General features: G+C 71.3%; 11 protein-coding genes. 7 read left to right on the forward strand and 4 right to left on the reverse strand.

The features are described from left to right. The first annotated feature begins 50 nt into the window (after positions 1-50). A complete protein-coding gene (locus AC0KTA_RS35960; protein WP_481052377.1) occupies positions 51-11,072 on the forward strand; it encodes a non-ribosomal peptide synthetase in 11,022 nt (3,673 codons plus the stop codon). A gap of 14 nt (positions 11,073-11,086) precedes the next feature. Then, positions 11,087-12,787 (forward strand): ABC transporter ATP-binding protein, encoded by a 1,701-nt coding sequence (locus AC0KTA_RS35965; protein ID WP_481052378.1) that lies wholly within the window; start codon positions 11,087-11,089, stop codon positions 12,785-12,787. Positions 12,788-12,894: 107 nt separating this feature from the next. Here the strand turns inward: AC0KTA_RS35965 and AC0KTA_RS35970 are convergent, their stop codons facing one another. After that, positions 12,895-14,001: an alpha/beta hydrolase-fold protein gene (locus AC0KTA_RS35970; RefSeq protein ID WP_481052379.1), complete on the reverse strand. Its 1,107-nt coding sequence runs from the start codon at positions 13,999-14,001 to the stop codon at positions 12,895-12,897. A gap of 196 nt (positions 14,002-14,197) precedes the next feature. On the opposite strand from AC0KTA_RS35970, the gene AC0KTA_RS35975 reads away from it, so the two are divergent. After that, entirely contained in the window at positions 14,198-14,737 is a 540-nt protein-coding gene (locus AC0KTA_RS35975) for a GNAT family N-acetyltransferase (protein ID WP_481052380.1), read from the forward strand. Here the strand turns inward: AC0KTA_RS35975 and argB are convergent. Then, positions 14,721-15,614: an acetylglutamate kinase gene (gene argB, locus AC0KTA_RS35980; protein ID WP_481056683.1), complete on the reverse strand. Its 894-nt coding sequence runs from the start codon at positions 15,612-15,614 to the stop codon at positions 14,721-14,723. The two genes, AC0KTA_RS35975 and argB, sit on opposite strands and share 17 nt — an antisense overlap. A gap of 216 nt (positions 15,615-15,830) precedes the next feature. Further along, positions 15,831-16,778 carry a methionyl-tRNA formyltransferase gene (locus AC0KTA_RS35985; RefSeq protein ID WP_481052381.1) on the reverse strand — a complete coding sequence of 316 codons (948 nt, stop codon included), beginning with the start codon at positions 16,776-16,778 and terminating at the stop codon, positions 15,831-15,833. Positions 16,779-16,845: 67 nt separating this feature from the next. On the opposite strand from AC0KTA_RS35985, the gene AC0KTA_RS35990 reads away from it, so the two are divergent. Both AC0KTA_RS35990 and AC0KTA_RS35995 read left to right on the forward strand, forming a co-directional pair. After that, positions 16,846-18,228, forward strand: a complete 1,383-nt coding sequence (locus tag AC0KTA_RS35990) for a lysine N(6)-hydroxylase/L-ornithine N(5)-oxygenase family protein (RefSeq protein ID WP_481052382.1) — start codon at positions 16,846-16,848, stop codon at positions 18,226-18,228. Between the two features lie 138 nt (positions 18,229-18,366). Next, on the forward strand, positions 18,367-19,425 hold the full coding sequence (locus AC0KTA_RS35995) for a vWA domain-containing protein (protein ID WP_481056684.1): 1,059 nt from the start codon (positions 18,367-18,369) through the stop codon (positions 19,423-19,425). A gap of 24 nt (positions 19,426-19,449) precedes the next feature. Here AC0KTA_RS35995 and AC0KTA_RS36000 read toward each other — a convergent pair whose 3' ends face one another. Beyond that, positions 19,450-20,175, reverse strand: a complete 726-nt coding sequence (locus tag AC0KTA_RS36000) for a leucine-rich repeat domain-containing protein (RefSeq protein ID WP_481052383.1) — start codon at positions 20,173-20,175, stop codon at positions 19,450-19,452. A 128-nt stretch (positions 20,176-20,303) separates the two neighbouring features. On the opposite strand from AC0KTA_RS36000, the gene AC0KTA_RS36005 reads away from it, so the two are divergent. Beyond that, positions 20,304-21,083: an ABATE domain-containing protein gene (locus AC0KTA_RS36005; RefSeq protein ID WP_481052384.1), complete on the forward strand. Its 780-nt coding sequence runs from the start codon at positions 20,304-20,306 to the stop codon at positions 21,081-21,083. Positions 21,084-21,221: 138 nt separating this feature from the next. Continuing rightward, positions 21,222-21,722, forward strand: coding sequence for a hypothetical protein (locus AC0KTA_RS36010; RefSeq protein ID WP_189736028.1), 501 nt, complete (start codon positions 21,222-21,224; stop codon positions 21,720-21,722). Positions 21,723-21,763 lie beyond the last annotated feature (41 nt).

Below are 21,763 nucleotides of genomic sequence, written 5' to 3' on the forward strand. Positions count from 1 at the left end.
TAGTAAGGTGGGACTAACTTAGGTCCTTGGAAGGAAATGCTGAGTCTCCGATGATGGAATCGCCCGCTCGTCTCGTACTGCTCTCTCCCGCGCGCCTGGCCGACGTACGCCGGCGAGCGGGCGACTACCCCGACAGGACCATCACCGAAGCCTGCGCCATCGGCCTTGCGTACTGGGCGACGGGCCGGAGCCCCGAGGGCATCGACCTCGCCCCCGGCACCCTGTTCGCCGACGTCCTCGGGTGGGTCGACAACGGCGGTGCGGGGCCCGGCGATTGGCGAGTCGGCGCGGACGACCGGAGCATCACCGTCCCGGACGGAGTCGAGCCCGCCGACGCGCAGCTCGCCCTCGACGACCTGGCCGACTTCCCGGACCGGCCCCTCGGCACCATCGGCCCGTCCGGCGTGGCGGCGCGGCTCGCGACCCTGGCCGAATGGAACGACACCGCCGCCGACCGGGTCCGCCCGACCATCGTGGAGATGTTCCGCGAGCAGGCGCGCACCCGGCCGGACGCCGTCGCCATCGTCGACGAGCACCGGTCGCTGACCTACCGTCAGGCCGCCGAACTCTCCAGCCAGTTGGCCCACCACTTGATCGCGCGCGGGCTCACCGCCGAACAGGTCGTCGGCATCTCGCTCGGCCGCTCCGCCGAGATGGTGATCGGGCTCCTCGGCGTGCTCCAGGCGGGCGGCGCGTTCGTGCCGCTCGACCCGCAGTGGCCCGCCGCGCGCCGCGCCGTCGTCATCGACGACGCCCGGGTCGTGCTGCAGCTCAACGACTCCGGCGCGCACGACCCGAGCGAACCCGAAGCCGTCGCCGTCGACCTCGACGACTGGCGGTTCGGTGCCCTGCCGGCCGAGGGGACCGGAATCACCGCCCCCGGCAACGCTCTTGCGTACGTCATCTTCACGTCCGGTTCGACCGGGCGTCCCAAGGGCGCGATGATCCGGCACGAAGCCATCAGCGAGCGCCTGCTGTGGCAGGTCGACGAGATCCTGGGCTTCGGCCACGACGACGCGTCGCTGTTCAAGGCGCCGCTGTCCTTCGACATCTCCATCAACGAGATCTTCCTGCCGCTGGTGAGCGGCGGCCGCCTCGTGGTCCTGCGGCCCGGCGGCGAACGCGACCCGCACCACCTGCTGAGCGTGATCGCCGAGCAGCGCGTCACCTTCACGTACCTGGTGTCGTCCATGCTGGACGTGCTCCTGGAGATCGCGGGCGACTCCGGCCGCCTGGACAGCCTGCGGCACGTGTGGTGCGGCGGCGAGGTGCTGACCCCGGAGCTCTACGAGCGGTTCCGCACCAAGCTCGACATCCCCATGTACCACGGGTACGGCCCCGCCGAGACGACCATCGGCGTCTCGCACGTCATCTACCGCGGCGCCGCGGAACGACTGTCGACGTCGATCGGCAAGGCCAACCCCAACACCCAGCTGTACGTCCTCGACGACGAACTGCGCCCGGTGCCGGTCGGCGTCGGCGGCGAGCTGTACGTGGGCGGGTTCCTGCTGGGACGCGGATACGTCAACGCGGCAGGCCTGACGGCCTCCCGGTTCGTGGCGAATCCTTTCGCCGGGGACGGGTCCCGGCTCTACCGGACCGGTGACCTCGCCCGGTTCGCCCCGGACGGATCCCTCGACTTCCTCGGCCGCGCCGACAACCAGATCAAGATCCGCGGCATGCGCCTGGAGATCGAGGACGTCGAAGCCGGCCTCGCCGAGCACCCGGGCGTACGCCACACCTGTGTCGTCGCCAAGAAGAACGCCGCGGGCGGCACCTACCTGGTCGGGTACGTCATCCCTGCAGCAGGGAGCGAGGACCTGCGGGCGGACGACGTCAAGGCGTGGGCCACCGAGCACATGGTCGAGTACATGGTGCCCGCCCACCTCGTCGTGATGACGGAGTTCCCGCTCACCGCGAACGGCAAGCTCGACCGGAACGCACTGCCGGAGCCCGTCATCGGCACGGGCACGCTCGTCGCACCCGCCACCGAGAACGAGCGCGTGGTGTGCGCGGCCGTCGCGGCCCTGCTGCAACTCGACGAGGTCGGCGCCGACCAGGACTTCTTCCAGCTCGGCGGCGACAGCATCCTCGCGATATCCCTGCTGAGCGCGCTGCGCGACGCGGGACTCTACGTCACCGCACGACAGATCTTCACCAACAGCGTCCTGGGCGCCCTCGCGGCCGTCGCGAGCCGCGAGGACGTCGCCGCCGTGGACCACGCCGACGCCGCCACCGGCACCGTCGTCGGATCGCCCATCGTGCAGTGGCTCGGCGAGACCACGGACGCCATCGACGGCTTCGTGCAGTCCGTCGTCCTGAACACCCCGGCGGACCTGACCGCCGACGCCCTCGACGAGATCCTCGGCGCTCTGGTCGCGCGGCACGACATGCTGCGCGCCAAGCTGGTGCGCGGCGACCGCTGGAGCTTCGACATCCCCGAGGCGGACCAGGCAGGCGCCGCCTGGCAGGAGAGCGACCGGCCGCTCGACGAGTGCGTCACGCTCGCCACCGAAGGACTCGACCCGGCGGACGGCGCGATGCTGCGCGCCGTCTGGCGCCGCGAGGCACGACAGCTCGTCGTGGTCGTCCACCACGTGGTGATCGACGGCGTGTCCTGGCGGGTCCTGATGGACGACCTGGCCACGGCGTGGCGGCAGTTCACCGCGGGCACGCCGATCGAGCTGCCCCCGGTGGGGACGTCGTTCCGGCGCTGGACGCAGCTCCTCGGCCGCGCGGAGTTCGACGCGGACCGCGCCTACTTCCAGCGGCCCCTGCCGGGAGCGGACCAGCCAGTGGGCAGGCGGGAGCTGACCGAGGCCGACACCGTCGCCCGGGAGCGGATACGGACCGTCTCGGTCGGCCCCGAGGTCACGGCCGCGCTGCTCGGCGAGATACCCGCCAAGTTCCACGCGGGCGTCAACGACGTACTCCTCACCGCCCTCGCCGTCACCCTCGCCCGCTGGCGCCGCGACCTCGGGCAGGACCAGACGTTCGCGCACATCGAACTCGAAGGCCACGGCCGCGAGGGGCAGTTCGTGGCGGGCACCGCGGGCTTCGAGCCGGACCTTTCGCGGACCGTGGGCTGGTTCACCACCCTGTTCCCGGTGACCGTGGACCCCGGCACCGCGGCCGGCTTCACCACGCCCGCGTACCTCGCCGCCGCGCTCAAGGCGGTCAAGGAAGACCTCGCCCGGGTGCCGAGCAACGGCGTCTCGTACGGCGCCCTGCGCTACCTCACCGACACCGCGTTCGACGCGCCCGCGCCGCAGGTGCTCTTCAACTACCTGGGCCGCTTCGACGCGGGCTCGCCCGGGGACTGGCAACTCGCGGGCGCCACCGGTCAGTTGGGCGAGAAGCGCGACCCGAAGATGCGGCTGCCGCGCGCCCTGGAGTTCAACGCGATCGCCGAACCCGCCGCGAGCGGCTCGACCGGCTCATCCGACTCGAACGGCTCGTCCGGCGAGTACGAACTGGTCACCACCATCTCCTGGCCCGACGGGATGTTCACCGACGAGGACATCACGACCATCGGCGCGTACTTCCGCGAGACCCTGGCCGCGCTGGCCGCGCTCGACGGCGGCGGCCACACCCCCAGCGACTTCCCCCTCGTCCCGCTCACGCAGGCCGACGTCGACGCCCTGGACGGTCCGGCGCTGCGGGACGTCCTGCCGCTGACCCCGCTCCAGGAGGGCCTGTACTTCCACTCGGTCTTCGACGACGACTCCGCGGGCGCCTACGTCGAGCAGCAACTCCTCACCCTGGACGGCGAGGTGGACGCCGACCGGCTCGCGGCGGCGGCCACCCGGCTGCTCACGCTGTACCCGAACCTGGCCGCGAGGTTCGTGGCCCTCGCCGACGGCCGCGTGGTCTCCGTCCTCGACAGCGGCGTCCAGGCACCCTTCACCACCCTCGACCGCCCCGGCATCACCGACGCCGAGATACGCGAGTACGCCGAGGGCGACCGGCGCGCCGGGTTCGACCTGGCCACCGGACCGCTGATGCGCTGCACGCTGATCCGCGCGGGCTCCGGCCGGAACGTCCTGGTGCAGACCGTGCACCACATCATCGCGGACGGCTGGTCGGTGCCGCCGATGCTCCGCGCGCTCCTCGCCGAGTACCACGCGCCGGGCACCGTCTACCCGCTCGGCGGCTTCGCCGACTACGTACGCTGGCTCGGCGAACGCGACGACGACGAGAGCGACCGGGTCTGGCGCGAGGAGCTCGCCGAGCTGCCCGGCTCCTCACTGGTCGCCGAGGGGCACACCCCCTCCGACCGGTTCGCCGACATCGCCGTGGAGCCGGGGGACGACATCGACGCGGCCGTCCGGTCGGCCGGTGTGCCGCTGAGCGTGGCCGTGCACAGCGCCTGGGCCCTGACACTGGGCGGCATCCTGCACGGCAAGGACGTCGTGTTCGGCTCCACCGTGTCCGGGCGGGACGCGGAGGTGCCCGGCATCGAGGACATGGTGGGCCTGTTCATCAACACCATTCCCGTACGCGCCCGTTGGGCCGCCGACACCACGGCGCGCGACCTGCTCGCCTCGGTGCGCGCACACCAGAGCGCGGTGCTTCCGCACCAGCACGTCTCGCTGGCGCGGATCGGCCGCCAGGCCGGTGCCGGTTCCCTGTTCGACACCCTGGTGGTCTTCGACGTCGCCACCGACGTCGCCGCACTGCGCGGACCCGGACACAAGCTGGTCATCTCCGACATCGTGAACGAGGGCGCCCCGCACTACCCGTTGACGCTGGTGGTGGAGCGCGCGCTCGACGGCCGTCCCCGCTTCAACTTGATCTACGACGGTGAGCTGCTGCGCGAGGCGAGCGCCCAGGCGATCCTGGACACGTTCACTGAGACCCTCACCCGCCTGCTCGCCCGCCCGGACGCCCTGGTCGACGACCTGGTGCCCGAGGGCGACCGGAGCCCCGAGCGGATCACGCCGACGACGCTGGGCGGTCTCTTCGACGCCGCCGCACGCCGCGACCCGGCCGCCACCGCCGTCACCCAGTGCGGCCTCGACGGCGACACGAGGTCACTCACGTACGGCGAACTGGCCGACGCGAAGGACGAGTTGGCCTCGGCCCTGCGCGCCGCCGGGGTCGGCCCCGGCAAGCGGGTCGCCGTGGCCGCCCCGCGCTCCCTCGAACAGGTCGTCGCCCTGGTCGCGATCGTCAGCGCGGGCGGTGCCTACGTCCCCCTCGACCTGGCGTACCCGGACGAACGCCTCGAGTACATCCTCGCCGACGCCGCCCCGCAGGTCGTCCTCGTGGACGGCGAGCAGCGGGACCGCTTCACCGAACTCCTCGCCAAGGCGGGCGTGTCGGCCCGCGTGCTGGTGCAGGGCGACGAGCTGCCGACGGACACCGGTGGCGTCGCGCCCGAGGCCGACTGGCACGACCCCGCGTACGTCATCTACACGTCCGGATCGACCGGCCGCCCCAAGGGCGTCGTCGTCCCGCACTCCAGCGTGGTGACGCTGCTCGCCAACACCCGGCCGGACATGGACTTCGGGCCCGACGACGTGTGGGTCCAGTTCCACTCGTACTCCTTCGACTTCGCGGTCTGGGAGCTGTGGGGCGCGCTCGCGCACGGCGGCGAGCTGCTGCTGCCGGAGTACGCCCTCACCCGCTCCCCGGTCGACTTCCACCGCCTGGTCCGCGAGCGCGGGGTGACCGTGCTCAACCAGACGCCGTCGGCGTTCTACCAGTTCATCGAGGCCGACCGGCACGCCGGTGAGCCGGTCACGGCGCTGCGCCGGATCATCTTCGGCGGTGAGGCGCTCGATCTCGGGCGGCTGCGCGGCTGGGCCGAGCGGCACGGCACCGGCACGCCCGAGCTGGTCAACATGTACGGCATCACCGAGACCACCGTGCACGTCACCCACCGGGTGCTGACCGACGACGACTTCGGCCTCGGCGACGACGTCAGCCCGATCGGCGGTCCGATCCCCGGCCTGGCCACCTACCTGCTCGACGACCGGCTGCGGCCGGTGCCGCCGGGCCGTGTCGGTGCCATCTACGTCGCCGGCGACCAGGTGTCGCTCGGCTACCTGGGCCGACCTGGCCTCACCGCGGGCCGGTTCGTGGCCGACCCGTTCGCGGCCGACGGCTCCCGCATGTACCACACGGGCGACCTCGCCCGCCGCACGCTCGACGGCGAGCTGGAGTTCGCGGGGCGCGCCGACGACCAGGTCCAACTCAAGGGATTCCGGATCGAGTTGGGCGAAGTTGAGGGCGCGTTCCGGGAGCTCGACGGTGTGGTCGACGTGGCGGTCACGGTGGCGGACACCGACGACCACCTCGTCGCGCACGTCGTGGGCCGAGCGCCCGACGACTTTGCCGCGCTGCTGTCCACGAAGCTGCCGGTGCACATGGTGCCGGGCCGGGTGCTCCGGGCGGACGCCCTGCCCCTGACGGTCAACGGCAAACTGGACCGCAAAGCATTGGCTGCCCGCGCAGCACAGGCCGACGTGCAGGCGGACTCCCTTAGGGGCGCGGGGAACTGCGCGACCAGCCCCCACAGCCCCGCAGGTGAATCACAGTCCTCCCAGCGAAGCGGGCCCGCGCTCGACGAACTGGTCGGCGTCTTCGCCGACACCCTGCCCGGCGCAGCCGTGGACGCCGACACCGACTTCTTCAAGGCCGGAGGCGACAGCATCGTCGCCATCACCCTCATCAACCGCGCAAGGGCCCTCGGCCTGACGTTCGCGCCCAGGGACGTGTTCCTGCACAGGACGCCGCGCGGACTCGCGGAACACGTGGGGACGCGCACACCGCAAGCCGCGCCTGCGCAGACGCCCGTCCGCCACGAGGACGGCCCCCTCGCGCCGACCCCCATCATCCTGCGCCAGCGCGAACTGGGCGGCTCGCTCGCCCGGTTCGCCCAGGCCAGGACGCTGGCGGCACCCGAAGGCACCGGGTTCGCCGACGCCGAGCGCGCCGCGAACGCCGTCGTGGCCGCGCACCCGGCGCTCCGGCTCCGGCTGCGCGTCGAGCACGGCGTGTGGGCGCTGCGCACCGAACCCGCCCGCGAAGTCACCGTCGTCCGCACGGACGCGACCGACGCGTTCGACGCGACGGCCGTGGCGAACGAGGCCGCCGGACGGCTCGACCCCGAGTCCGGGGACGTCATCGCGTTCTCGTGGCTGGAGGCGAGCCGGACCCTGGTCGTCACCGTGCACCACATCGCCGTCGACGCGGTGTCCTGGCTGGTCCTCCTCGACGACCTGACCACGGCCATGAGCGGGGAGAGCCTGGCGGCGCCGACCACGTCGTACGCCGAGTACGCGGAAGCACTGACGCTCCAGGCCGCCGAGGCCATCGACGACCTCGGGCACTGGGTCACCACGCTCCAGGCGCCCGAACTGCTGTCGACAGTGGGGGAGTTGCGCGAGACCACCGTCGTCCTCCCGCCTGACGTGAGCGACAGCGTCACCCGCACCGCGCCCGCCGCACTCGGCGTCGGTCTCACCGAATTGCTGTGCGGCGCGCTGCGCACCGCGCTGACCCACATCCAGCCGTCGCCGACCGACCTCGCCGTCGAGATGGAGCGGCACGGCCGGGTCCCGGCGCTCGGCCACCACGACTACACCCGCACGGTCGGCTGGTTCACCTCCATAGCGCCCGTGCGGCTCACGGCGCACACCGACCCCGTCGCGGCGGCGCGCGAGATCGCCGGGCGCCAGCCGGACGAGGGCGCCCACGTCGCGTACGGCCAACTCAGGTACCTCAACCCGCAGACGGCCCCGCTGCTCACCGCCCGCCCGCAGGTGCTCTTCAACTACCTCGGCCGGGGCAGCGAGTCGCGAGCGCTGCACATCACCGGCGGCGATCAGGGCAGCCCGTACGCCGTCGAGGTCAACGCGTGGGTCGACGCGGCCACCGGCAGCCTGCACGCCACCTTCACCCTCGCCGACGGCATCCGCGACGAGATCACCGGGCACTGGCACAACGCGCTGGAGCGCATCGCGGACGCCTCCGCGACGGCCGAGCGCACCGCGCCGGTCACCCCGCTCCAGCGGGGCCTGTTCTTCCAGGCCCAGATGGCGGGCCAGGCCGGACACTACGTCGCGCAGAGCTGGTTCACCTTCGACCGGCGCCTGGACACCGACGCCCTTGCCGAGGCGATGGCGTACGTCATCGCGCGGCACCCCGTCGTCGGCGCCGGGTTCACCACCGACGACGAGGGAAACCCGGTCCAGGTCCTCAAGGCGGGCCGGCGGGTCGACGTCCGCACGGTCGAACTGGCCACGGACGCCGAGGTCGAGGCGCTGCGCGTCCGGGATCGCGACACGGGCTTCGACCCGGGCGAGCCGCCGCTGATCCGGCTGACCGTGGTGCGGCTGCCCGGTGACCGCGACGGCCTGCTCCTCAGCTACCACCTGCTGCTGTGGGACGGCTGGTCCCGCGAGATCGTGCTGCGGGACCTGTTCGACGCGTACGAAGCCGTCCTCGCGGGCGAACCGCTCGACGCGGCCCCGGCCACGCCGAGCTTCGAGGACTACGCCCGCGCGCTCGACGCCAAGGACCCCGCCGTATCGGAACGCTTCTGGGCGGACCACCTGGCCGCGCTCCCGGGCCCGACGCTGCTCGCCGGACCGACACCCACCGTGTCGGACGACCTGCCGGATGCGCTCGTCCACACGCTGTCCGCCGAACAGTCGGACCTGCTGCGGGACGCGGCCAAGGCGCACGGCGTCACCCTCAACTCGGTCCTCACCGGCGCGTTCGGCCTCCTGCTCGGAGCGCACACGGGCCGCAGCGACGCCGTGTTCGGCGTGACCGTGTCCGGCCGCGACGGCGAGGGACTCTCCGACATCGTCGGCGTACTCCTCAACACCGTGCCCATGTGGACGCGGGCCAGGCCGGACGACACGGTCGGCGCCTACCTGTCGGCCGTACAGAAGGCCAGGGTCGAGGCGATGGAGCACGAGCACCTCGGCCTCGGCGAGATCCAGCGGGCCAGCGGGCACGACACCCTGTTCGACAACCTCTTCGTGCTCCAGAACTTCCTGGACATGGACGCTTTCGCCGAGATGAACTCCCGGCACGGCATCACCTCGGTGAAGGCCGACGACTCCACCCACTACCCGTTCACGTGGGTCGTCACCCCTGGTGACCGACTCACAGTCAAGCTGGAGCACCGCGACGGCGACACCGCGGGCGCCCGTCGTCTCCTCGACGACTACGTGCGCGTGCTCGAAGACCTGGCCCGCTCGACCGGACCGGTCGGCGCACTGCCCGGCCTGGGACAGCGGCCCGAGGCCGCCGACCGCACGGACATCGGCACGGACACCGTCGTCGACCGCTTCGACCGGGCGGCCGACCGCGACCCGCAGCGGGTGGCGCTCGTCGCCCACGGCGCGACCCTGACCTTCGCCCAACTCCGGGACCGCAGCCGCGCGGTGGCGGGCGTGCTCGCCGCACGCGGCATCGGCCCCGAGACCACCGTGGGTCTCGCGATCCCGCGCTCCCTCGACTCGATCGTGGCGCTCTTCGCCGTGCTGCGCGTCGGCGCCGCGTACGTACCGCTGGAGCTGGACCACCCGGACGAGCGGATCGCCGCGATCGTGGAGGACGCCCGCCCGGACGTGATCCTCACCGTGAGCGCCGTGTCGCCCCGGCTGACCGGCGGCCCGATGGGGACCGACGACCTGATCGAGCTGGACCGCCCCCTGCCGGACGCCGAGCCGTACGTGACGTTCGCGCCGGACGACCCGGACCGCCTGCGCCACCCCGCGTACACGATCTACACCTCCGGATCCACCGGGAAGCCCAAGGGCGTGGTGACCGAGTACGCCGGCCTGACGAACATGCTGATCAACCATCAGCGGCGGATCTTCGAGCCGGTCCTCGCGGACCACGGCCACCGGGTCTTCCGGATCGCGCACACCGTGTCGTTCGCGTTCGACATGTCGTGGGAGGAGTTGCTCTGGCTCGCCGACGGCCACGAGGTGCACATCTGCGACGAGGAACTGCGCCGCGACGCGCCAGGACTCGTCGAGTACTGCCTGGAGCACGGGATCGACGTCATCAACGTGACCCCGACCTACGCGCAGCAACTGGTGGCCGAGGGCCTGCTCGACAATCCCGGACGGCGGCCAGCGCTCGTCCTGCTCGGCGGCGAGGCCGTCACCCCGACGCTGTGGCAGCGGCTCGCCGAGACGCAGGGGACGGTCGGCTACAACCTGTACGGACCCACCGAGTACACCATCAACACCCTCGGCGTCGGCACCTTCGAGTGCCAGGACCCGGTGGTGGGTGTGGCCATCGACAACACCGACGTGTACGTCCTCGACCCGTGGCTGCGGCCGCTGCCCGACGGGGTTCCCGGCGAGCTGTACGTGGCGGGCGTCGGCATCGCGCGCGGCTATCTCGGCCAGCCCGCGCAGAGCGCCCACCGGTTCGTGGCGTGCCCGTTCGGCGCGCCCGGCGAGCGCATGTACCGCACCGGTGACCTGGTGATCCGGCGGCCCGACGGGAACCTGATGTACCTGGGCCGCACCGACCAGCAGGTCAAGATCCGCGGTCACCGGGTCGAACTGGGCGAGGTCGAGGCCGCGTTCGCGGCGCACTCGGCGGTGCGGTTCGCCGCCGCGGTCGCGCAGCCCGACCCGCAGGTCGACGGGGCCTACCGCCTCGCCGCCTACCTCGTGCTCGACGGCCGTGACCTGGCCGGAGTCGCCGCCGAAGTGGGCGCCGGCCTGCCGGACTTCCTGCGCCCGACGCACTACGCCGAGGTCGACAGCATCCCGCTCACGGTCAACGGGAAGGCTGATACGAAGGCGCTGCCGGAGGCAAAGCCGCTCGGCGCGCTGACCACGGCTGGGGAGCGCGGTCCGCAGACGGAGACCGAGACCCTGGTGTGCGAGTACTTCGCCGAGGCACTTGACCTGGATGATGACGAGGTGAGCGCAGTGAGCGACTTCGTGGCCCTCGGAGGGCACTCCATGCTGGCGGTGCGGCTCATCGGGCTGCTCCGCCGGGAGTTCGGTCCTGTCATCACGATCCGTGACCTGTTCACCCTGCGAACCCCGGAAGCGATAGCTCGCCACCTCGATGAGACCCGATGAGACCCGCCACCTCGATGACAACTGACACGCAGCGGCCCCGCCCGGGGTCCGACATCCTCCGCACCGCACTGCGGCGCAACACCGGCGCCATGGTCTGGGGCACCGTCCTCATGGGCCTGTACCAGGCCGGTGAGACGGCGTTCCCCATCGCGCTCGGCCTGATCGTCGAGCACACGATGCGGGACGACCGGACCCTCGGCTCGCTCGCCCTGTCCATCGGCGCGCTCGCCGTGATCATCACGACGGTGTCGCTGTCGTGGCGGTTCGGGATGCGCATCCTGCAGAAGGCCAACACGACCGAGGCGCACCGCTGGCGGGTGAAGGTCGCGGGCTGCGGGCTGCAACCGGTGGCCAGGGACGTCGACCTGAAGTCCGGCGAGGTCCTGACCATCGCCACCGAGGACGCCGACCAGACCGCCGACATCGTCGAAGTCGTGCCGATGCTGATCAGCTCGATGGTCGCGGTGGCGGTCGCGGCGGTCGCGCTCGGCCTGGCCGACCTCAGGCTCGGCGCGCTGGTGATCGTGGGCACCGTCGCGATCCTGTCGATACTGAGCGTGATGTCCAAGCGCATCGGCTCCAGCACCCGCGAACAGCAGGCCCGGGTGGCGCGGGCGGGCGCGAAGGTCGCCGACCTGATCACCGGCCTGCGGCCGCTGCACGGCTTCGGCGGCAACCACGCGGCGTTCGGGTCCTATCGGAAGGTCAGCGCGGAGGCGCGGCGCCAGTCGGTCACCGTCGCCAAGGTGAACGGCGTGTACGCGGGCACCGCGCTGGCCCTCAACGCGGTCCTCGCCGCCGCCGTGACCCTGACGGCGGGCTGGCTCGCGTTCGGCGGCCAGATCACCGTCGGCGAGCTCGTCATGGCCGTGGGCCTCGCGCAGTTCATCATGGAACCGCTCAAGCTGTTCTCGGAGATGCCCAAGTACGTGATGGTCGCGCGCGCGTCGGCCGAGCGCATGGCGCTGGTGCTGACCGCTCCGCCGGTGACGACCCCGGGCACGGAGCGCCCGGCGGCGGGCGGGGACCTGGACATCGACAGCGTGCGTTACGGAACCCTGCGCAAGCTGAACTTCAAGGTGCCCGCGGGCGAGTTCGTGGCGATCACCGCCTATCAGCCGCGCGCGGCGGCCGACCTCGCCTCGATCCTCGCGGCGAAGGTCCCGCCGCACGCGTACGACGGAGTGGTGCGGGTCAGCGGGCAGGAGATCGGGGACCTGTCGATGGAGGCGGTGCGCGAGCACATGCTGGTGAATCCGTACGACGGGGAGATCTTCGCGGGCTCCCTGCGCACGAACATCGACCCGTCCGGCACCAGCGCGACGGTCGCCGAGGCCGTCGAGGCGTCCATGCTCACCGACGTCGTCGCCCTCCACCGCGAAGGCCTCGACTACGCCGTCCGCGACCGCGGCGCAAACCTCTCCGGCGGCCAGCGCCAACGCCTCTCCCTGGCCCGCGCCCTGGCCGCCGACACCGACGTCCTGGTCCTGCACGACCCGACGACGGCCGTGGACGCGGTCACCGAACAACTCATCGCGCGCAACATCGCAAAGCTGCGCCGAGGCCGCACCACCCTGGTCATCACCAGCAGCCCGGCCCTCCTGGACGCCGCGGACCGCGTCCTCGTCCTGGACGAGGGCGCCATCGTGGCCGAGGACACGCACCGGAACTTGCTGGCGGGGGATGAGGCTTACTGCTCGGCGGTGGCGCGGTGATCCGGTGGCCCGGCGACGGGCCGAAGTGACCCACTGACGGGCTGAGCGGTTCCGGGGATGTACGAACTCCCCGGAACCGCTTCGTCGTTGAGTGCCTGAGCGTGTGCCTAGGTGAGCGCCCAGGCAACATCCCGGAGCAGCGCCTCCCGCCACCCCGCCCGGTCATGGCCGGAGGCCGCCCGCGAGACCCGCACCGTCGCACCGGCCTGCTCGGCCAAAGCCTCGACCGGCTCGCAGTGGGGCAGCATCCGCGTCTCGTGTGCGCCCACGTCGAACGCGACCCGAAGCCCGGACAGATCGGGGCGTTCGTCACGAAGTCGTGCGGCGATTGTCCCGCCGACCGGACCGTCCAGGAGGTCCGCGCGGTCCAGGGCGCCGGGCGCCCACCAGAACGAGCCCGACTGGCAGGCGACGCGGGACACCAGGTCCGGGAACTCGAGGGCGGCGTACAGCGCGCTGAGTCCGCCGAGGCTCTGTCCGGCGACCACGAGCCGGTCCGGGTCGGCGGGGACGCCGGACTCCGCCACCAGCGGCAGGAGTTCGTCGCGGACCGCCTCCCACAGCTCGGGCCTGCACGTGAACTCGGCCTCCCGGTCCTTGGCCGGGAGGAAGACGAGCGTGACCGGGGGCATGTCGCCGGCGGCGACGGCCGCGTCGAAGGCGGTCATGGCCGGGTGCAGGTAGAGCCAGTCGTCCCCGTCGAGCAGCAGGACGACAGGGCCGCCGCCGCCCGCCGCGTGGACCCGCACGGTGCGCCGCCCGCCGAGCCGTTCGCTGGCCCAGCGGATCCGGGTGCGCGGGACGGGCAGGACGTCCTCGGCGCCGACGAGGGGCCAGTGCGGCTGGGCCGGGGCGTCGGGGGTCGCGGCGATGGACCGGTCGCCGCCCGCGCCGGCCGGGTTGAGCGGGTCGGCGTACGCCGCGTCGCCGGCGCGGAACTGGTACGTCACCCGCAGCTTCGCGGGCATCCGCACCTCGGCGTACCAGCAGTCCGTATCGTCGAAACGGCTCAGCAGCACGGGTTCTGACCAGCTCTCGAAGTCGATGCTCGCCGGATCCGCGCCCCGCCACAGGAACAACGTCGTCCAACCCCCGTCCGCGTCCGGTATCGACGCCGGAGCCGCCGCCGCCCCCGCGGCCGCCCAGAACTCGTCGCTGCCGGGCTTGCCGGGCAGCCCGAACTCGGCGAAGCCGCTGTCCGTCAAGACCCGCATGAACGTCTCCTTGTGAGGGGGAAGGGGAAAGACCAAATTCATCAGAATGAGGCGAGCCCAATCTAACCTCGGTGTCCTAACCTCGGTCTTCGCGACTGGACTTGCGAATTAGGTAAGGCTAGCCTAACCATGATGTTGTGTCGGGGTGACATGGCGACGAGCCGCTCTTCGACCGTCGAACCGAGGAAGGAAGCCCTTGATCACGGCTACGCCGCGCCCTGTCCCACAGCCGCACGCGCACACGCACGTACCTTCACCCGCGCCCGCGCTGCTCGCGCCGACGACCTCCGTGCGCACAGCCCGGCCGGAGGACGCCGAAGCGCTGACCGAGCTGTCGCGGCCCTTCGTACGCTCGGGGGCATTGCGGGAACGGCCCGTCGCGCTGTACGCCGCCCAGGCCGCCGACTTCCTCGTGGCGCAGGCCCCCGACGGTGCCTTGGAGGGGTGCGTGGGTCTGCGCGCACATCCGGCGGCCGCGGGGGAGGTCGGCGTTGTGTACAACTTCTGCGTGGCCGCGCACCGGCAAGGAGACGGACTGGGGGCGGAGCTCCTGCGCGCCGTCCTGAACGCGGCGCGCGCCCGCTCGCTCGACGCCCTGTTCACAGCGACGACTGGCAGTGGCGGCCTGTTCCTCCGGTACGGATTCGAGCTCACGACCGCGCGCCTCGCGCCGCCGTCCTGGGCGGCGTCCCTGGACCCGCGACGCAACGCGCGGATCCTCACGAAGACCGTGTAGGGGACGGAGACTCGGGAACCACGGTCGTGCCGGGGCTGCTCGGGCCGAGGACGCCGCGCAGCACCGCGTGCGGCACGCGTCCGTCAAGGACGTGTGCCCTGCGCACGCCGCCGCGGACGGCCCGCAGGCAGCCCTCCATCTTCGGCAGCATCCCGCTCGCCAGCTCCGGCAGCAGCTCGTCCAGCTCGTCGGCCGTCAGGCGATCGATCACGTCGGTGCTGTGCGGCCAATTCGCGTACAGGCCCTCGACGTCGGTGAGCATCACGAGGCGCTCGGCGTCCAGGGCCACGGCCAGGGCCGACGCCGCGAGATCGGCGTTGACGTTGTAGATCTGGCCGTCCTCGCCGCGTGCCACGGGGGACACCACCGGGATGTGCCCCTGGTCCAGAAGTGCGCGCACCATGCCGGGGTTCACGTCCACGATCTCGCCGACGAGCCCGATGTCCACGGGCTCGCCGTCCACCCAGGCCGGCCGCCGTACGGCCGTCATCGTGTGCGCGTCCTCGCCGGTCATGCCGACGGCGAACGGCCCGTGGGTGTTGATGTGGCCGACCAACTCCCGCTGGACCCGGCCCGTAAGGACCATGCGGGCCACTTCCATGGTCTCCGGTGTGGTCACCCGCAGGCCCGCCTCGAAGCGGCTCTCCAGGCCGAGGCGGTCGAGCATCGCGCTGATCTGCGGCCCGCCGCCGTGTACGACGACCGGGCGCAGGCCCGCCTGCCACAGCTCCACGACGTCCTGCGCGAACGTCCGCTGGAGGCCCGGGTCCACCATGGCGTTGCCGCCGAACTTCACGACGACCGCGCTGCCCCGGAGCTCCTCCGGCCACGGAAGAGTGGGCTGGGGTTCGCCGGATTCCTCGACCTCGGCGGACATCCCGCTCGCGGGGAATCCCCGGGCAGCGGTCACGCTCACGGAGCCACTCCATTCATGGGCAGGTCATGGGCAGGCCCGCCCATTTCGGGCGGGCCGAGGGGTGGGGAAGGGATGCCGGATCAGCCGGATCTTCTTAGCTTAGCCTAGCCTAAGTTTCGGTCTCCGCCGCGGTGGCCGCGCGCTGGTCGGCTCCCCCAGAGGGGCGCGTGATGTGCGCTACGGGCGCGCCGTCAAGTACCCGCCCATCGCGCGGAAATAGTCCGTCGCCGCGTACTCGGTCCCGTCCTCCGCCCGCACCCGCTTGAGCGCGAGCCCGTGGCAGCGGCCCGAACGCGCGTCGGCGCCCGCGACGATGACGACCGTGTCGCCCTCGCGGATGAAGACGCGTCCGGGAGTCCCGCCGTAGCGGCCCTCGGAGACCGTCGCCTGCAGGATCCGCAGCCGCTTGCCGCGGTGGTACGTGAAGGCGTTGGGGTACGGGTCGCACTGGGCGCGTACGAACCGGTCCAGGTCCTCGGCCGGCCAGGTCCAGTCGATGCGGCTGTCCTCGATGGAGCGCTTGTGGAAGAAACTGGCCTTCGCGCGGTCCTGCGGCACCCACTCCGCCTTGCCCGAGTCGATCAGTTCGAGGGAGTCGCGCACGATCGGCGCGATGAGGTCGACCGTCCTGCGGAACAGGTCCGCCGCCGTGTCCGTGGGCCCGACGGCCACCGAGCGCTGGAGCAGTATGTCGCCCATGTCCAGATCGGCGTCCATGCGGTGGGCGGTGACGCCGACTTCGGGCTCGCCGTTGATGAGCGCCCAGATCAGCGGCGAGAACCCGGCGTAGGACGGCAGCAGCGAGTCGTGTACGTTCAAAGTCCCGTGCCGCGGAAGAGCGAAGATCTCCGGGGGCAGCCAGGTGCGCCAGTTGTTGGCGACGATCAGGTCGAGCTCCGCGGACTTGAGCGCTTCGAGCAGTTCGTCGTCGCCGGGACGGTTGCGCAGCAGCACCGGCACGCCGTGCTCCTGTGCGAGGTCGGCCACCGAGTCGTCCCAGATCTTCTCGTACGCGTGCTCGCTCTTGGGGTGCGTGACGACGAGGACCACTTCGTGCCCGGAATCCAGCAGGGCGCGCAGCGTGCGGTGGCCCCACGTCTGGTAGCCGAACATGGCGACCCGCATGTGGATCCTCCTCAGACGTTGCAAGGTAAGGCTAACCTTATCTAACATGTGCCTGCTTAGGGAGGCGATGACGCGGGTGAACACTCTGCACAGCGGGCCGGATTCGACGTACGGCGGCACGGAAGCGACACATGAAGGGCCGGAAGTGACGTACGACGTCCTGGGGATCGGTTTCGGGCCGTCCAACCTCGCCCTCGCGATCGCGGTCGAGGAACACAATGCGAAGGCCGCCGAGGGAGAGCGGATACGCGCGGGATTCCTGGAGAAGCAGCCCCAGTTCGGCTGGCACCGGGGCATGCTCATCGACGACGCCACGATGCAGGTGTCGTTCCTGAAGGACCTGGTCACGATGCGTGACCCGACCAGCAGCTACAGCTTCCTGTGCTATCTGCGGGAGCGGGACAGGCTGGTGGACTTCCTCAACCAGAAGACGCTCTTCCCGCTGCGCATCGAGTTCCACGACTACCTCGAATGGGCCGCCGCGCGCGTGGCCGGGCTCGTCGAGTACTCCGCCGAGGTCCTCTCCGTGCAGCCGGTGACCGAGAACGGGGAGATCGTCTTCTTCGACGTGGTCAGCCGTCACCCGGCGAACCCGGAGGCGACGATCGTGCGCCGGGCGCGCAGCCTGTGCGTGGCGACCGGCATGGAGCCGCGGATGCCGTCCAACGCCGTGCGCTCCGATCGGGTCTTCCACAACAGCGAGTTGATCCCTCGCGTCGCCGATGTCCTCGAGAAGGGCACCCCGGTGCGCCGCGCGGTCGTGCTGGGCGCCGGCCAGAGTGCCGCCGAGAGCGTGGACTACCTCCACCGGCACTTTCCCGAGGCCGAGATCTGCTCGGTGTTCGCCAAGTACGGCTACACGCCCGCCGACGACAGCCCGTTCGCCAACCGGATCTTCGACCCGGAGGCCGTGGACATCTTCTACAACGCGCCGCCGGAGGTGAAGCAGTCCCTCGTCGACTACCACCGCGGCACCAACTACTCGGTCGTCGACATGGACCTCATCGAGTCGCTCTCGCGGACCATGTACCAGGAGAAGGTCCAGGGGCGGCAGCGCATGCGCATGCTGAACATCTCCCGGATCCGTGACATCGACGCGCACGACGACGGCCTGGACATCGGCATCGAGTTCCTGCCCACCGCCGAACGCGACGTCCTGAGCGCCGACCTGCTGGTGTGCGCGACGGGCTACCACCCGCGCGGCATCGACGAACGCCTCGGCGAACTCGGCAAGCTGTGCCGCCGCGACGACGAGGACGCCCTCGTCGTCGGACGCGACCACCGCGTCGCCACCCACGCGAACGTCACCGCCGACATCTACCTCCAGGGCGGCACGGAACACACCCACGGCCTGACGTCGACCCTGCTGTCGAACACCGCCGTGCGGGCGGGGGAGATCTACGCTTCCCTGCTCGAACGGCGCCGCGACCAGGCGGCGTTGGGGCGCTGAGCCGCGGGCTCTGACAACAACGGCCTGCCCGACCCCGCTGGGGGCCGGGCAGGCCGTTCGCTGTGTCACAGGCCGTTGTCAGTGCCTCCCCATAGAGTGAAGACATCACTCGGGGAGCCTCGGAGGGGGAATAGAAGCGTGTCTGCAAACAGGATTCAGCACAAGGTGAATCACGTCGCGCTGGTAGTGGACTGTTCGGGTTCCATGCACCCGCACCAGAGCCAACTCATTCGCGTGGTGGACGAGTTCGTGGCGGGGCTGAAGGCCGAATCGGACAGCCTCGGTCATGAGACACGGATCAGCCTCTACTCCTTCGACCACAGGGTGGAGAACCTGGTCTGGGACATGGACGTGAAGCACCTGCCGTCCATGCGCGGGCTGTATCAGGTCAACAATGGCGCCACGGCCCTCATTGAGGCTTCTCTGAAGTCCCTGGACGACCTGGGCCACATCTGGGAGGAATACGGCGAGCACAGCTTCCTCCAGATCGTGGTGACGGACGGCGAGGAGAACGCCTCCGGCGGCGACAGGCGGCACGACGGCGACATGGCGATCCTCGGCCCCTGGCTCGACAGGATCACGGCGAAGATGAGCGGGCTTCCGGGCCACTGGACTTCCGCGATCCTCGTTCCGAACTCCCTGGCCAAGCGCACCGCACAGAACTACGGCTTCCCGGCCGGGAACATCGCCATCTGGGACGCGGATTCCCAGCAGGGCGTCGAGGAGGCCATCGGCACCGTGCGCGCTGCCGCCACCAGCTTCCTGCGGGGGCGAGAGCAGGGAGTGCGCGGCACCAAGAACCTGTTCGCCGTCGGCCAGGACATATCGGTCGACGAGGTGCGGGCGAACCTCGAACCGATTCCGGCCGACAAGTACCGCCTCCTGAAAGTCGACAAGGAGGTCGAGATCCGCCCCTTCGTCAACTCCCATCCGGGTGTGGCGTACGAACGCGGTGCGTGTTACTACCAGTTGGGCGCCCGGGCGCAGGTTCAGCAGAACAAGGAAGTCATCGTGGTGGAGAAGGACACCGACCGCGCCTATACGGGCGACGCGGCGCGCAGCCTTCTGTTCGGCACGGATATCAAGGGCACCGTCTCCGTGAAAGCGGGAAACAACCCGAAGCTGGAGGTGTACGTGCAGAGTCGTTCGGTGAACAGGAAACTCAAGCCGAACACACGTCTGCTCATCATGCTCTGAAATCAAAGTCGGCACACTGGACGGCTAGCGCAGCACCACGCACCCTCGTTTGCGCAGCGCCGTCAGGGGCTCCTCGCCGTCCCGGACGTCGTTCCAGCGCAGGTCCAGCTTCTCCAGGGACGGCAACTCGGCCAGCCAGGGCGGTACTTCACGCAGGTGGTTGGCACGCAGGTCGAGGCGGCGGAGGCGGGGGAGTCCGCGGATCGCTTCCGGGACTGCCTCGAACGCGTTGTCCCTCAGCTCGAGTTCGCGGAGTTCGACGAGGTGGTGCAGGGCGTGGGGGAGGGCCGTGAGGCGGTTGCCGCGCAGCCACAGTTCGCGCAGGGAGCGCAGGTCGCCGACGGTGGCGGGGAGTTCGGTGAGGACGTTGTGCTGGGCGCGCAGTTCGACGAGGGACGTCATGCGGCCCAATGCGTGCGGCAGGGCCGTGAGTTGGTTCTCGCCCACGTTCAGGTACGTGAGGTGGGTGAGGCCGCCCAGTTCCTCCGGCAGCGCGGTGAGGCGGTTGTCGTGCAGGTACAGGAAGTCGCTCAGCGCGGGGAGCGTGCCCAGCTCCGGCGGGACGGACGTGAGGTGATTGTGGCCGAGGTCCAGGGTGCGGAGGGCGGTGAGGGCGGCGACCTGCGCGGGCAAGTGCGTCAGCACGTTGTCGGCGAGGAGCAGGACCTCCAGGCGAGGGTGGTGCCACACCTCTTCGGGTACGTCGTCGAGCCCGGCGCGCCAGTAGTCCAGTACGGTCCCGTCGGGCATGGCGAGGCTCTCCGCTCCTCCGGCCCGATGGAGTTCCCCGGTGGGGTCCCGGCGACGGGTGCGGCGGCGGGGATGGCGGCCGGGCGGCTCGGGCGCTAATGGTTGGCGCGGAATCTATCATTAGCCCCATGCCCGCCCCGCACGCGGCCCCGCCCGCCGCCCCGCACTCCACCCACCTCACGCTCGCCCTCGCCTCGACCATCCGCCACGACGGCCAGGGCGGCGTCGCCGACGACCTCGACACGACGGACGGCCTCACCGCCTGGGTGCGCGCCCACGCGGAGGCGCTGCCCGGAGCCCTCGGCGCCCGGCGCTACCGGGCCGACGAGGGCGCACTCGAAGCAGTACGGGGGGTGCGCGCCGCCGTCCGTGCGCTGTTCGCGCGAGCGGTGCGTCCGGGAGATCCGAGCCCCGCCGACGCGCGGCGCCTACTGCCCTTCGGCGAGGCCGTGACCCGGCTCAACGAAGCCGCCGCCCGGGTGCCCACCGTGCCCGTCCTGAGCTGGCCGCGCGGCGGCGACCCCGTCGTGCGTGACGTCCCCGTCGTACGCGATGGGCCCGTCGTACGTGACGAACCCGCCGTGCGCGACGAGCTCGTCGTACGTGACGAACCCGCCGTGCGCGACGAGCCCGTCGTACGTAATGGGTCAGCCGTGCGCGACGAGCCCGCCCCACCGCGCGGGCGCACCGGCGCCGCCGCACGTGCGGAACTCCTGAACGCGGCCCTCGCCCACGCCGCGCTCGCCTTCCTCGCGGGCCCCGACCGGCAGCGTCTGCGCGCCTGTCACGCGCCGCGCTGCGTGCGGTACTTCCTGAAGGACCACCCCCGTCAGGAGTGGTGCAAGCCCGCCTGCGGCAACCGTGCCCGCGTGGCCCGCCACCACGAGCGCGGCCGGGAAACCGCCTGAGACCTCACCGGCGGGCCCGTGGCCCGGGCCCGACCGGCGCGAACCGCACCTCACCGGCCCTTTCCCGGCTCCGCCGCGCCCCCTTCCCGGCCCCGCCCCCGCGCCGGGATCACCGCGCCGGACACGTACCATGGCCGCATGTCCTTCCTCCGCCGCCGCAGCTCCGCCACACCCGCGGGCCCGGACTTCGACGTCCTGGCCATGGACCCGGGTGACTGGCCCGGCAACCTCGGCGCCGGCCTGCTGCCCGCGCCCGACGGCAGCTGCCAAGGCGTCTTCCTGCGCTATGACCTGTTCGGCGGCCGCGGCCCCGCGATGATCATCGGCAATCTGCCGGAGGGCTCCCCGGCCCGTGAGCTCGCCGACGGCGAAGCGCCCTTCGAGGTGGCCCAGCTGCTGCTCGCGCTGGAGAACGACGAAGAGGTCACCGTCGTCTCCAGCGAGGACGTGCCGGTGATGCAGGGCGACAACCTCCTGATCGTGCGCCGCCTGCGGCTGTCCGAAAGCCGCATCTCCTGCGTGCAGTTCGACCGCAGCGACAACGTCCTGGTGACCATCGCCGCCTGGGACCGCCCCATCACGGACGACCTGTACGCCCTCCTCAAGCCGCTGCCCGCGGAGCTGTTCCAGCAGGGCTGAGCCCGTCCCGAACGCACACATCTCCCCAAAGTCCACGTGCC

The organism is Streptomyces sp. Y309, assembly GCF_056712025.1.